The sequence below is a fragment of the Pedobacter sp. KACC 23697 genome (genome assembly GCF_045348445.1).
Classification (GTDB): domain Bacteria; phylum Bacteroidota; class Bacteroidia; order Sphingobacteriales; family Sphingobacteriaceae; genus Pedobacter.
On record NZ_CP157485.1, the window covers coordinates 3,299,201 to 3,313,912 of the forward strand.

11 protein-coding genes are annotated in these 14,712 nt (G+C 39.0%); 4 read left to right on the plus strand and 7 right to left on the minus strand.

Annotated features, from left to right (window positions below; all coding sequences use genetic code 11):
- The first annotated feature begins 120 nt into the window (after positions 1-120).
- Positions 121-642, plus strand: a complete 522-nt coding sequence (locus ABEG20_RS13135; RefSeq protein ID WP_406823788.1) for an NADPH-dependent FMN reductase — start codon at positions 121-123, stop codon at positions 640-642.
- A gap of 1,547 nt (positions 643-2,189) precedes the next feature.
- On the plus strand, positions 2,190-3,941 hold the full coding sequence (locus ABEG20_RS13140) for an ATP-binding protein (RefSeq protein WP_406823789.1): 1,752 nt from the start codon (positions 2,190-2,192) through the stop codon (positions 3,939-3,941).
- Between the two features lie 230 nt (positions 3,942-4,171).
- Here the strand turns inward: ABEG20_RS13140 and ABEG20_RS13145 are convergent, their stop codons facing one another.
- From ABEG20_RS13145 to ABEG20_RS13160, 4 genes are all read right to left on the minus strand, one after another.
- Positions 4,172-4,648: an acyl-CoA thioesterase gene (locus tag ABEG20_RS13145; protein ID WP_205056539.1), complete on the minus strand. Its 477-nt coding sequence runs from the start codon at positions 4,646-4,648 to the stop codon at positions 4,172-4,174.
- 427 nt (positions 4,649-5,075) lie between these two features.
- Positions 5,076-7,220, minus strand: a complete 2,145-nt coding sequence (locus tag ABEG20_RS13150; RefSeq protein WP_406823790.1) for a glycoside hydrolase family 97 protein — start codon at positions 7,218-7,220, stop codon at positions 5,076-5,078.
- A 289-nt stretch (positions 7,221-7,509) separates the two neighbouring features.
- Positions 7,510-8,763 carry a DUF2130 domain-containing protein gene (locus ABEG20_RS13155; RefSeq protein WP_406823791.1) on the minus strand — a complete coding sequence of 418 codons (1,254 nt, stop codon included), beginning with the start codon at positions 8,761-8,763 and terminating at the stop codon, positions 7,510-7,512.
- A 91-nt stretch (positions 8,764-8,854) separates the two neighbouring features.
- On the minus strand, positions 8,855-9,235 hold the full coding sequence (locus ABEG20_RS13160) for an OsmC family protein (protein WP_406823792.1): 381 nt from the start codon (positions 9,233-9,235) through the stop codon (positions 8,855-8,857).
- Positions 9,236-9,833: 598 nt separating this feature from the next.
- Between ABEG20_RS13160 and ABEG20_RS13165 the strand changes: the two genes are divergently transcribed.
- A complete protein-coding gene (locus ABEG20_RS13165) occupies positions 9,834-10,199 on the plus strand; it encodes a YtxH domain-containing protein (RefSeq protein ID WP_406823793.1) in 366 nt (121 codons plus the stop codon).
- A 98-nt stretch (positions 10,200-10,297) separates the two neighbouring features.
- On the plus strand, positions 10,298-11,044 hold the full coding sequence (locus ABEG20_RS13170; protein ID WP_406823794.1) for a YdcF family protein: 747 nt from the start codon (positions 10,298-10,300) through the stop codon (positions 11,042-11,044).
- A gap of 97 nt (positions 11,045-11,141) precedes the next feature.
- On the opposite strand, the gene obgE is transcribed toward ABEG20_RS13170, so the two are convergent.
- The 3 genes from obgE to ABEG20_RS13185 form a co-directional block, all read right to left on the minus strand.
- The gene (gene obgE, locus ABEG20_RS13175) at positions 11,142-12,137 is read right to left on the minus strand and encodes a GTPase ObgE (protein ID WP_406823795.1); all 996 of its coding nucleotides are present in this window, start codon (positions 12,135-12,137) and stop codon (positions 11,142-11,144) included.
- A gap of 189 nt (positions 12,138-12,326) precedes the next feature.
- Positions 12,327-12,902 (minus strand): adenylate kinase, encoded by a 576-nt coding sequence (locus tag ABEG20_RS13180; protein ID WP_265850809.1) that lies wholly within the window; start codon positions 12,900-12,902, stop codon positions 12,327-12,329.
- Positions 12,903-13,537: 635 nt separating this feature from the next.
- Positions 13,538-14,695: a zinc-dependent alcohol dehydrogenase gene (locus ABEG20_RS13185; protein ID WP_406823796.1), complete on the minus strand. Its 1,158-nt coding sequence runs from the start codon at positions 14,693-14,695 to the stop codon at positions 13,538-13,540.
- Between the last annotated feature and the right edge of the window lie 17 nt (positions 14,696-14,712).

The following is a 14,712-nucleotide window of genomic DNA, read 5'->3' on the forward strand; positions in this document are numbered from 1 at the left end:
GCAAAAAGTTCTATTTTTGCCTTGTTTACGGCCTTTTTCACAATCAGCTAAGATACAAACTATATGGCAATTTTAGCAAGAAGCGTATTTGGGTTTTACACATCTTATTAACAATTATCCATGATCACGATTATAGCTGCAACCAACAGGCCCAATAGCAATACGCTAAAAGTTGCTAAATATTACCAAAAGCGATTAAAAGAAAAAGGAACTGAAACCAACTTGTTCAGCCTGGAGCATCTGCCTGCAGATGTTTTGAACACCGATATGTATGGCAAACGATCAACAGCTTTTCAAGAAATTCAAGACATGATCAACAACACCGAAAAGTTTTTCTTTATTATGCCAGAATATAACGGAAGCTACCCAGGCGTACTAAAAGTATTAATCGATGCCTGTAATTTCCCGGATAGTTTTTACGATAAAAAAGCAGCTTTGGTTGGTATTTCTTCAGGTAAATATGGTAATATCCGTGGTGTTGACCATTTTACAGGTGTTTGTCATTATATCCACCTCAATATTTTACCCTTAAGGTTACACATTCCGAATATTAAAACAGAATTAGATGAAGCCGGTAACCTCCATCAGCCGGATACGGTTAAGTTTACTGATGAGCAGATAGAGAAATTTATCAGTTTTTAAGGAAATAGCCTTATTCTGATCACTAGCTCGTCCCAGCGGGACGACTCATGGGTAGCCAATTGCAAATTGGCGTTTTCGTTCCGTAGGAACGTTTGGTGTTACACATTAATATCTCTACAGGCCGCACTACCTAAACCCGATGTAAACGGTTCAGATTTTTCAGCAGGATAAAGTGCACAGCGTGACTGAAGCAGCATAAACGCTACCAAACTGCTTTACTGAAAATAATTTCAATTTTTTTGATTTGGAAAGCAAATCCTGTATTCCATAGCAGCGTTTGTCCCTGCTCTTCGCTTTACTCCGTTGCACTCCGTGTTCGCTGCGATCAGGTTTAGACACGCAGGACAGAGCCGTAAAACCGGAGAAAATTTTAAATGCATTGTCATTTATTGCACTTTGCACCCCCAAATCTTCTTACCGGCCGTTCCCGCTTAAACCCGATTAAGCGGAATAGCCCACAGCGCAGTGAGGACTATAAACGAAAGCGGGAATGAGGCTACCTAAGCGCTACCTAACTGCTTTACTGAAAATAATTAAATTTTTTCTTTTGGAAAGCAAAACCTGTGTTTCATAGTCATGTTTGTTCCTGCTCTTCGCTTTACTCCGTTGCACTCCGTGTTCGCGACGATCAGGTTTAGATACTCAGGACAGAGCCGTAAAACCGGAGAAAATTTTAAAGGCACTGTCATTTATTGCACTTTGCACCCCCAAATCTTCTTACCGGCCGTGCCCACTTAAACCCGATTGAGCGGAATAGCCCACAGCGCAGCGAGGACTATAAGCGAAAGCGGGAATACAGTAACCTAAGTGCTACGAAAACTGCTTTCCTAAAAAATAATTTCATTTTTTTTGATTTGGAAAGCAAATCCTGTATTCAATAGCAGCGTTTGTCCCTGCTCTTCGCTTTACTCCGTGTTCGCTACGATCAGGTTTAAGTACACAGGATCATCCTATAAACGCTCAAAAACAATCTTAAAAGGCATACTCATTTCTGCATCATGCAACCCTGAATCTGATTACCGGCAGGGCCACCTAAACCCAATGGAAGCGGACACGCAGTAAAGCGAACAGTGGGACTACAGTCACCTAAACGCTTCCAAACCTGCTTTCCTAAAAATAACAGTCTAATTTTCTTTTGGAAAGCAAAACCTGTGTTTCATAGTCATGTTTATTCCTGCGCTCCGCTTTACTCCGTTGCACTACGTGTTCGCCGCGATCAGGTTTAGACGCTCAGGACAGTGCATTAAACTTTAAAAGCAATAGTTCATAATGATAAAAACCTTTCCAAAATGAAAGGGTATTTTCGTTTACCCACAAAACAAAATCAGCATAAGATACTATAAATAAACAGTTTAAATAAAAAAACAAACCACTGGCATCACTATTGACGGCAAGCTAAACAGATGCTATTTATCTAACCTTTGTTATGTAATTTAGTACTACAGTAAACAGATTTAATTATAAGTTACTTTTTACCACGAAAGGAGAGAAATTAATTGGCGTTCTTCGCGAAAAACTTTCTACTCTTTGCGGTTAACCAAGTCATCATGAAAATAAAAACCAAACTCCGCCTCGGATTCGGCTTTCTCTTTATCATCGTTTTATCCTTCGGATTAATTGCGCTCTTTTTCTTAAACGAGCTTTCCGATAAATCGAAGGTCATTCTTAAAGACAACTACAAATCTTTGAAATATGTTGCCGCCATGCGCAATGTAATCGACCAGCATGCTTTTCCGTTAAGCCGCACACAGCTCACTGTGTTTGCAGAAAATTTAAAAAATGAGGGGCTGAACATTACCGAACCCGGTGAAAAAGCCGCTTTCAGGAAATTAGAAACAGCATTTAATGCGCTAAAAGGCTCACCACCATCAACTGATAAAGAAAATATTATTAAAAATTTGCGCGTTGCACTGCAAAATATAGAACAGGTAAACATGAAGGCCATTTATGATAAAAATGAGCTGGCAAACGAAACCTCATCCAGGGCAAACCTCTATATTATGATTGCTGCTACCCTCAGTTTTATTATCCTTTTCACCTTCATTGTAAACTTTCCGGGGTTTGTGGCCAATCCTCTTGCTGAATTTAGTGCTGCGATTAAACAGATCAGTCGTAAAAATTATAAACAGCGGTTGCATTTCGAAAACGAGGACGAGTTTACAGAACTGGCCAACTCGTTTAATGGCATGGTGGTTAAATTAAATGAATGGGAAAACAGCAACTTATCCAAAATCAAATCCGAGAAGTCGCGTATTGAAGCCATTATTGCACAAATGCAGGATGCTATTATTGGTTTAAATGAGAAAGGAGAAGTATTATTTTTAAATCATCTGGCTGCAAAACTGATGAGTCTGGATGAGGAGAAGGTTATTGGTCAAAATGTAGCCGAACTGATGCAAAGAAATGAGCTGCTGAAACGCATTATTAAACCTGAAACCAATGATAATACCTTAAAAATTTATGCTGATGATAAAGAATCTTATTTCCTGCTGGAAAATCGCGAAATCATCATTCCAAATTACGAAGAACAAGATGATAACACATTAATTGCCTCGTCTAAATCGGCCGGCAGCGTTTATACCTTAAAAAACATTACGCAGTTTAAAGAGCTTGATGAAGCCAAAACAAATTTTATTGCAACCGTTTCACATGAATTAAAAACGCCGCTATCATCCATCAAAATGAGCTTAAAATTGCTTAACGATGAGCGTGTGGGCACAATGAACGAAGAGCAGCATGAGTTACTAAACCACATTAAAGAAGATAGCGACAGACTGCTGAAAATCACCAGTGAACTGCTGGATCTCTCTCAGGTAGAAACCGGCAATTTAAAACTCACTTTTGCCCTAACCAAACCTAAAGAAATTGTGCATTATGCGGTTGATGCGGTTAAATTCCAGGCAGAGCAAAAATCAATTCAACTGGTGCTTAACTGTGGCGAGAACTTACCAAATGTAAATGCTGACATCCAGAAAACGGCCTGGGTAATGGTTAACTTTTTATCTAATGCACTGCGCTACAGTGCAGAGAAATCGAAAGTAATCATCGATGTTTTACAAAAAAACAATTTTATCGAATTCTCTGTACGCGATTTTGGAAAAGGCATTGACGAAAAATACCAAAAAAGATTATTTGACAGGTATTTCCAGGTACCAACCGATGGTCAGAATAAGTCGGGCTCCGGATTGGGGCTTGCCATTTCTAAAGATTTTATTGAAGCCGAAAACGGAAAAATATGGGTAATAAGCGCTATCGGTGAGGGCAGCAAGTTTTGTTTCAGTTTACCAATTGCGGAGTAGGGTCCGTTTTACACCACCGAGCGCACTGAGTTTTTCACGGAGGCGCACAGAGCATAAACAACACAAATAGCATAACTACACGATTGGCGGAACACCAAGTCTTAACAGCGTATAACAGAGAATAAAGTATCAGAAATAGAAGAGCTAAATAATTAACCCTGTGTGTTCCGTGCACGTTTCTCTGTTTTCTCTGTGGTTAAGCTGAACGCCAACCACTCAACGCCTCACGCTTACACAATATACGGTTCCATTTCTTTATCAATGCTTTTGCGCAGTTCCATTAATTTAATGGCATAACCGTGCATGGCAATTTCTTTTTCGGTTTTAGGTTTAAAAGCTGGGATTGGCTTTGGCTGTCCATTGTCATCTACCGCAACAAAAACAATAATACAATGTGTATTTTTAACAAAATCAGTTTGCTCTACAGGTTTTGAAAAAGCGTCAACTGCTATATGCATACTGGTTTTACCCGTATAAATAATCCGTGCTTCCATCTTTACCAGATGCCCGATGTGAACGGGATGAAAAAACCTGATTCCACCCACATAGACGGTTACGCAATAAGTTTGACTCCATTGCAGCGCGCAGGCAAAAGCTGCCTGATCAATCCACTTCATCATCATCCCACCATGCACCTTACCCCCGTAGTTAACATCAGATGGTTCGCTTAAAAATTGAAGTTCGATATGGTTTTTGATTTTGGGCATAGTTAGCTGATTTGATTTAATGGTTTTGCTAAGATATTATAAATAAGGTATAATAAAAAAGTGGATTAAGTGTGCAGTCAGATGTTGCCATTCAACTTATCTATAACGTGGTGCCAGCTGGTAATAACTAACACCACTAATGCTTTTGCGGTCATCATTCTCGCGCATGCGGGAGCCACGAAGAGCTCAGCGAAGCTAATCTTCAAGCGTTTGCATTAAGATTCCCAATCAAGTTGGGAATGACGATTTGTAGAGGAATATCACCAATAAAATTTATGTGTGAATCATATTGATTTGATGCATACATACAAATTTGTCTATCCTTATCTGTGGAAAAAACCAATGATTAAAAAAGTCATAGCGAGATGCTACGACTAGAAAAGAAAACAGTGTCAGTTGGTAACCAACTGACAACACACTACACAGATTATTTCGCAATAATACTGATCGCATATCCACCACCCGGGGCGCAATACTGGGTCAGTTTCGTTTTATTGGTTACTTCCATTTTGCGGATGGTATAGGCTTTCGGATTGGTTTCATAATGAGCATCCTTTGCGTCAGCATAAATGGTTGCGGTATACTTTTTACCCGGATCTAAAAAGCTGAAGCTGATTTTGGAAGTGCGGGCTTCCTCATCATTGGTTCGGCCCACAAACCAATTATTTTTACCCTTTGCTTTACGCGCAAAAGTGATATAATCTCCAGGTTCTGCTTCTAATACTTTGGTATCGTCCCAATCTACCGCAACATCTTTAATAAACTGAAAAGCATCCATATACTTGTTATACGTTTCCGGTAAATCGGCAGCCATTTGCAAGGGGCTGTACATCGTTACATAAAGTGCCAGTTGACGTGCCAAAGTACTGTGTACAAAAGAAGTATTCTCAGGATTATAAACACTCACTTTGGTTTCGAAAATGCCCGGCGTATAGTCCATAGGCCCACCGATCAGGCGTGTAAATGGCAGAATAGTAGTATGATCGGCATTGTTTCCCCCAAATGCTTCGTATTCGGTTCCCCTGGCTGATTCGTTTCCAATTAAATTTGGATAGGTTCTCGCTAAGCCAGTAGGCCGAACAGCCTCATGTGCATTCACCATAATTTTATATTCTGCCGCTTTTTGAACGGCATATAAGTAATGATTGTTTAACCATTGACCGTAATGGTGTTCTCCCCTTGGGATCATATTGCCTACATAACCACTTTTAACCGCATCGTAACCATTTGCTTTCATAAATTTATAGGCCGTATCCAGATGGCGCTCATAATTACGTACCGACGAGGAAGTTTCATGGTGCATAATCATTTTAATGCCTTTACTGGCGGCATAACGGTGCAGTTCTTTTACATCAAAATCGGGGTAAGGCGTAACAAAATCAAACACATCATCTTTTGTTTTACCAAACCAATCTTCCCAACCTTCGTTCCAGCCCTCTACCAAAACAGCATCCAAACCATTTTTAGCAGCAAAATCGATATATTCCTTAACATGTGCAGTATTTGCAGCGTGTTTACAATTGGGTTTGGTCTTCGCATAATCGGTTACGCCCAATTGCACACTCGTTAAATCGTTATATGCCCAGGTACTCTTCCCGGTAATCATTTCCCACCAAACGCCAACGTATTTGGTTGGTTTTATCCACGATACATCTTTGAATTTTGTAGGTTCGTTTAAGTTATAGGTTAATTTTGAGGTCAAAATATCCCCAGCTTTATCACTCACTATAATGGTTCGCCAGGGTGATAAACAAGGCGCCTGCATATAACCTTTATCGCCAACTGCATCGGGCGTTAACCAGGATGTTAAAACCATGTTTTTGTCATCCAGATTTAACGACATTAAAGAATAATTGACCAGCGCTGCTTCATGGATGTTGATGTATAAACCATCTTTGCTCTTCATCATTAACGGCGTTTGTAAGCCGGTTGGCGAAAAAGTAGTCTGAGAAGCATTTGGTGTTACAGCTGCTTTCATTTTACCACGAACTTCTGACAGATTTGAGGTTACCGTGCTGTACTCCTGTGTATCATAATCGCCCGGAAGCCAAAAAGCTTTATGATCGCCCGCCAGGGCAAACTGTGTTTGCTCTTCTTTGATTACAAAATAATCCAGATTTTTCTGTTCCGGAAATTCATATCTAAAACCCAAACCATCATTAAATAAACGCAGGCGCACGATGATATAACGGCTTGTTTCTTTTTGAGTGAGGGTTACTGCCAGTTCATTATAGTGGTTTACAATTTCCTTTACCTCGCCCCAAACCGGTTTCCAGGTTTCGTTAAAAGTACTGGTTTTGGTATCGGTGATGGAAAAACCGTTCATTAAAGATCTGCCCTCTTTAAGTTCCAAACCCAACTTACTTGTTTTAATTACATCCTTTCCCTTGTATTTTAAGCTATAGGTAGGTACGCCCCCTTCAGCCAGAGCAAAACTGGCCACCAGATTGCCATCCGGCGACTTCAAATCTTTTCCGGGAACGTTCCCGAAAGTATCCCCAAAAAATAGCAAAGCGCATATCAGCGTAAGGATCTTAAAGCGGTTAAAGAATTGGTTAGGTTTTTTATTCATGTTATCTTTTAATTATTGTTATTATTCATTATCACATTAGAAATGCAGGTTGGATCAAATAGTAAATTACCTGCGATGTTCCGGTTCGTGTCTCCACGAACCGCAGCAAGTGCATGATATTTATATTTTTTATTCCTGCGCCATGGTTCGTATTCCCACGAAACATTTGTTAAAAACCTGGGGTTCTCAATTGCTAATATTGCTCAAAGCAGCGTATCGTCCCCTTCTGCCATGGTTCGTATCCCCACGAACCATTTGTTGAAAACCTGCAGCCTCTAAATTACCAGTATTACTCCAAAAGCAGTGTATCGTCGTCATCATCGGTCAAACTCAGCTGTACGCTATCGCTACCGGCTATTCCTTCTATCGAACCACGGATATGCGTCGCATTCAACAGTACTTTTTCCAATTGTTTTTCGCGGGCTTTCCATAACCGTTCCATCGCATCGCGCTCGCGTTGTATGGATAGTTTCATGCTCATAAAACCTTCTCTAATGGCTTTCCATTGTTCAGAAAACTCAGCACCCATTAAATAATCGTATAACATGTGCATTTTTTCGCCACGGTTTTCCTGTGATTTTACTGCACCTGCCAAACGCAAAATACCTTCACGCAATACATAGGCTACGGCATTTACTTCCTCGAAAGAACAGATCCATACCCCATCACGCTGTCCGAAACAATCCATCCCTTTTGGGTAACACTGACTTACGATTACGGCTACATCAATGCCCATGCTCCGCATATCTTTCTTCAGTTTCTCGATCCAGTCGCCACCAAAATCTTTGGTACGTTTGCTTTCGTAAATTATTTTACCGCATTCCTGTCCAAATTGATTCCTCACCACCTGTACACAATCTGCCCCACGCACCCCCTTACCCACTTCTTCAATTAAATCAAAAGGGTAATTGCTACGCAGCAATTCTTCCAGGATCAATTCCTGCACTTCGCCCTGCAATTGCATACTTCCCTGCTCGGCTTTGCGTTTCATCTCTTCGGCCAGTTTTTTCTGATCATCGAGTTGCTTTTCCAGCTCCTTTAAGCGTAACTGATGTTCAGTATCTTTAATGCTATTTTTTTCTGCTTCCTGCTTACGGATCTGTTCTACCAGCTCATTACGCTGCTCTTGCATTTTACGCTGAAAAGCGAGTTCCATTTCTTCTTCTTTCACCTTAAGGCTTTCCTCCCGGCGTAAAAAATCCAGTTCCTTTTCGCGGGCCAACTTTAGTTTTTCTGCATTTTCTTTGGCATTACCTTCCAATATCTGCAGCTTGTTTTCAAAATCGGCCGAGATACTTTTACGCAGGTTTTCTTCCAGATTATCTTTAAGCCTGGTTTTCTCTTCGGTAAGTTTGGCCTCAAAAGCTTTCAACTGCTGTTGTTTTTCTGATTCAAAAACCTGCAGTTTACGCTGGTATTCTTCATCTTTCTGCCTGGCATAAGCAGCCGCTTTCTCACGTAACTCTTTCTTATAATCTTCGGCCATAGCTTCTTCCATAGGAAAAACATGGGCACAATTGGGGCATTTTATTTCAGTAGGCATAAATTATTTTTTAACGCAGCGAAAACTGTAGATTACAAAGATATTAAAGCTTTTTATGATTGTGCAAGGAGTTTTGCACCATCAATATAACCTAAAGTACGCTGGATCTGACTTCATGACCAGCAGCCAGCATTTTACTCACCGGACATTTTGCTGCAATTTCTTCCAGCCTGACTTTCTGTTCTTCTGTAAGCATGCCCGTACAGGTAATCTCTTCCAAAAATACCGTTTCGCCGTTTTCAGTATCAATATTGACTTCTACTTCAATTTTATCAATCGGCCATTCTTTTCTGTCGGCATACATCCTTAAGGTTATGGCTACGCATGAGGCCAGAGAAGCCATTAGTAATCCTTTTGGAGCAAAACCTTTGTCGGTACCCCCTAATTCCAGCGGTTCATCTACTATAATATCATGCGATCCATTTGTGACCGAACAGGCATAATGTTCTTTATTTATTGTTGCTTTTACCATGTAATTCGTTTTAGTAGTCCAAATATTGGGCTTTAACTTTAAACATATGTAATTGTCTGGTCTTTTTTTTTAAACAGTTACTCGAATCTAATAGCCTGTTTAGTCACCCGGTGTTGATCACACTTCCCAATTCTATCTCGAATGTTTGCCGGTTGACTAGCTGTATAATATCTTTGGCGTTGTCTCCTTCACTGTAGCGCGGCTACAAAGCAAAGCCTGCCACAATTTTTATGATTAATCCAATTTCTGATCCTTATGAATATAGTTAATCGACTTTTTAATCCCTAAATTTTAAAATGTTGAGGTTATTGGTCATGAATTTAGTTTTTACTAACGATTGCGGTCTTAAATTGCAGGTTTAAAAAAGAACCAGCCCCTTTTTGTTTTTTTAAAAAGGATATATCTGAAATCAATGGACATTGCAATTTTTAAATATCAAAATATTTTCAGGAGAACCCAAAAAGTTCATTGTTTATATACTTTAATAAATTTAAAACCGGAACCTTTAAATAAAACAAATCAATTGTAACTGTATTCCAAATCAAAAAAGCTCAAACATTATAACATGCCAATTGTTCCTTGTTAAAAGCATTATCTTATGAAATACAGAAAGTTAATCAGAAAATATTTAAAGAACGAATCGGATAACAGTGCAAAAATAGCCCTGGCCTTAGTGGCTGGCTTAGCAGCTGGGGCAGTAATAAGTATTTTATTTGCTCCTGACAGCGGCGCAGGCACGCGTGGAAAAATTGCGGGCGGTGCCAAAAATCTTCGTTATGGTTTTCAAGATAAATATAACCTGCTAAAAGAAAAAGTTTTTGGCGTAGAAGCTATTGAAGAAGATATTGTTGAGCATGAAATTCCACATTTTAAACATACGATTGCTAAAAAACGAAAATCGGATGTAAAAGAGATTCTGGAAAACGCACATGAAAATGTGCAGGTCCAGGAAGGACAAGGGTAAAAAATAACGTAAAGTGATTTATGGTATGAAAAAGTTAATCCATGCTACAAACCCTTACAGACAAACAATTGATTAGCTTTACAGGATAATTGCTAAATATGGTATTTATCCTGTCCAAAATTTTGCTTTTCCTCATCAAACCCATTGTGTGGGTTTTTGTGCTTTTAATTTTTGTAATTGCGTCAAAAGAAGCTAAACAAAGGAAAAGATATGCATTAGGTGCTTTAGCCACTTTTTTACTTTTCTCCAATAACTTTATTGTTGAAAAAATAATAAACAGTTATGAAGCTGGTTATCCTAAAACGGAAAATTACGATGTAGGAATAGTTCTAGGAGGCTTTTCGGGTTTAAACAAAAGGAATAATGAAATCGCTTTTAATGGGGCAAGTGATAGGTTGTTCCAAGCCATTTCGCTATATAAAAAAAACAAGATTAAGCAGATATTAATCAGTAGCGGAAATGCAAATTTAATCAACAAACAGGTAAAAGAAGCTAATTTAGCAGTTAATTACCTGAAAATGATAGGCATTCCGGATTCCGCAATATTAATGGAGAACCAAAGCAGAAATACTATTGAGAATGCCAGGTATAGCCTTGCGCTCATCACAAAAAATAACCCTAAGGCAAAAATATTGGTCATTACCAGTGCCTGGCACATTCCGAGGGCAAAATTGATTTTTGATAAACTCGCTAAACAAAAAACCGAATTTTATCCAACCAATTTCTCTGGCCATACCGAATTTGAACTTAGTGATTTCATGATCCCAAATGCCAGCGCGTTAGGTGCATGGGAAATGTTATTTAAAGAGTGGATTGGTTTGGCGGTTGACCGTTGGAGAGCCTAATTGATTAATAGTTTATTAGTCATTGGTTCATTAGTCATTGGTTTATTGTAAGAAATACAAACTAATAAACAAATGACCACTGAACTAATTAACCACCTTACCCTTCAATTGCTTTCCATAGCATATCTTTCAGCTCTAAAATATTCTTTTCAGCTACTGAAGAGATAAATATGGAAGGGATATTGGGTAGATCCTGCTTCATTTCTTCCATCAGTTCATCATCCAACATATCTGATTTGGTAATGGCTAAAACGTGTGGTTTTTGCATTAATTCGGGATTATAGGATGCTAACTCACTTTTAAGAATTTCGTATTCTTCTTTAATTGAGCGACTTGTATCTGCCGGAACCATAAACAATAGCACGGAGTTTCGCTCGATATGACGCAGGAAACGGTAACCTAAGCCTTTACCTTTTGATGCACCTTCGATAATGCCGGGAATGTCGGCCATTACAAAAGATTTTCCACCCCTGTAACTTACAATACCCAGATTGGGAACTATAGTAGTAAAAGGATAATCAGCAATTTCTGGTTTAGCTGCCGAAACTACAGACAGTAAAGTAGATTTCCCTGCATTCGGAAAACCCACGAGACCAACATCGGCTAAAACCTTTAACTCTAAAATGTTCCACACCTCTTGCCCCTGCTCGCCGGGTTGTGCAAAGCGCGGCGTTTGCTGAACAGCATTTTTGAAATGCGCATTACCCAAACCACCACGGCCACCAGCCGTTAAAATCCTGGTTTCGCCATCTTTGGTGATTTCGAAAAGGATTTCTCCGGTTTCAGCATCTTTGGCAATGGTACCAAGTGGAACTTCTAATATTTCATCCTTACCTTGCTTACCGGATTTATGCGAACTCCCACCTGCTCCACCATCTTCAGCAATAATATGTTTACGGTATTTAAGGTGTAATAATGTCCAGATATGAATACTGCCTTTAACGATAATGTGGCCACCGCGACCGCCATCACCACCATCAGGGCCACCCATTGATGTCAAAATATCACGATGTAGATGTGCTGAACCTGGACCACCTTTACCAGAACGGCAACAAATTTTTACATAATCTACGAAATTCGAACCCTGTGACATATTTTATTATTGTAATGTTTAATAATGGAAAGTTAAAATAACAATTCCTTTAAAATTAAAGAGTTATAACGTTTTTAACATTATAACTCTTTGTATGTTTTTGTAAATAACCTCAGGGATTAAAATTAAACCTGATGCATTTTACTGATACCCTATAATTGGTATTTATACCTGCTATTTACAAATAAATTAAACTTTATACTGATCAATTACTGCGCAAAGATCGTTGTAAATGGTTTCTATTTCACCGATTCCGTTTACTTTATTCAACTTTCCCTGCTCTTCATAATAAGGCAATACATGAATCGTTTTGTTAAAGTATTCTGAAATCCGTTTTTTCAGTTTTTCGGCATCATCATCAGGGCGACCGCTAATTTTATGGCGCTCAGCAATACGTTTTGTAAGCTCATCCTGGTCAACATCTAAAGCAATAACACCAGCAATTTTACTGCCTTTACGCTCTAAAAATAAATCAAGCTCAATGGCTTGCGGAACGGTACGCGGAAATCCATCAAACACAAATCCTTTTGCATCAGGATTTTTATCCACCTCTTCTTCAAGCATGGCAATTGTAATGGCATCAGGAACCAATTCCCCATCAGCCAACAATTGACTCACTTTTTTTCCTAATTCTGTTTCTCCTTTAACGTGTGCTCTAAAAAGATCGCCTGTTGAAACGTGTACCAACTGATATTTTGCAATCAGTTTTTCAGATTGGGTGCCTTTACCCGCCCCTGGAGGGCCAAAGAGAACTAAATTAAGCATTCAGGTTGTTTAGGTTATCTTCAAAAATTAAAAAAGCCTTATTCCTATGGCTCGGTTATAAGTAATATTTAAAGCTCTGATTAAGAGTATTAGACATTGCTTACTTTCAAGGCTGCAAATATATAATTATTAATTTAGATGCCATTTAAAATTGATAATATATTTAAAAAAGAGCTGTTTTAATGACATTTATCTTATTATGAGAAGAATCTTGTGCCATTTTTATATTTAACAGAATTTTCCTCAAATAAGTAAGTCACATACCCAAAGATTCTTTTCAAATTTTCACTAACTGGCCTGGAGGGATTGAATTTTTGAAATGATTTCTGATTATATGAGCCTATCTTGGGATTTTAGAAAATAAGAAATAGGGGTAAGAAAATACTTAGAATGTACACAGCTCTCTATTTATTTGAAGAGCCTTTTTAATTAGCCGATTTGCAGCACAATGCGAAGAGAAGTTAAATAAAAAGCAATCTTTTTAAAAAAGGAAAAAAAATGAAGCTGTATCATAAATTTAATTCTATTGGTTTTGCAAACCGAACCTGTTGAAACGCTTTGAGATACATTTAAACAGGTCCTTTGATAAGTTCAAGATGATTATTCTATATTACAGCTTCAAATTTCATTATCAATTAAGGTTTTAATACGACCTTAACACAGTCTTCTTCTTTCTCATCAAAAATTTTATAGCCACGAGCAGCATCTTCGAGCGGAATTGTATGGGTTATAATATCATCCAGCACTACTTTACCCTCATCTACAAGCCCGATCAGTTTATCAATATAGTTAAGTACCGGTGCCTGTCCCTGCTTAATGGTAATACCTTTGTCGAATATCCTGAAAAGCGGAAAATTATCATAAGGAGATCCGTAAACACCCATAATAGATACTGTTCCCATCCTGCGGACAGCCTCAAAACACATTTCAAGAACTTTTATTGATCCTTTTTCAAAATTTATCGTTGCCTTAACCTTATCCATAAAACTACGTTCAGGCTCAAAGCCAACGGCATCTACACACACATCGGCTCCCCGTCCACCGGTCATTTCCCTTATCGCCGCAACAACATCAACTTTATGTGGATTGAGGATATCGACATTGTTTACCGCTTTTGCTTTTTCCAACCTGTAATCAAGAGGATCGATCGCAATTACCCTACTCGCTCCATTAATCCAAGCTGCTTTTTGGGCCATCAAACCCACTGGGCCTGATCCAAAAATGGCCACTACCTCACCTCCTTTAAGCTGTGCCCAGTCAATAGCCGACCAACCCGTAGGGAAAATATCAGTTAGAAAAAGTGCCTGCTCATCACTTAAGTGCTCCGGAACAATCCTCGGACTGATATCTGCATAAGGTACTCTTACATATTGAGCCTGCCCACCGGAATATCCACCATAAAGATCTGTATAACCAAATAATGCACCACCTTTCTGGCTCATCATGTCGCCATTCGGACCATAGTTTTTAAAATTTGAATTTTCGCATGCCGGAGATGCCTCATGCGTACAGAAAAAACACTTTCCGCATGAAATGGGAAAAGGGACCACTACGCGATCACCACGTTTGAGATTGGTAATAGCAGAACCTACTTCTTCTACAATTCCCATAAATTCGTGTCCCATAACCAGTGGCTCTTTTTGCGGCACTGCACCACTTAAGATATGGAGATCTGAACCGCAGATGGCAGTTGAGGTAACTTTCAGAATTACATCCCTTGGATCTAAAATTTCGGGATCGGGTACATTGTCTACCCGGATATCACCAGGTTTGTGAAATACTGCTGCTTTCATAGTATTTGGTTTCAAGA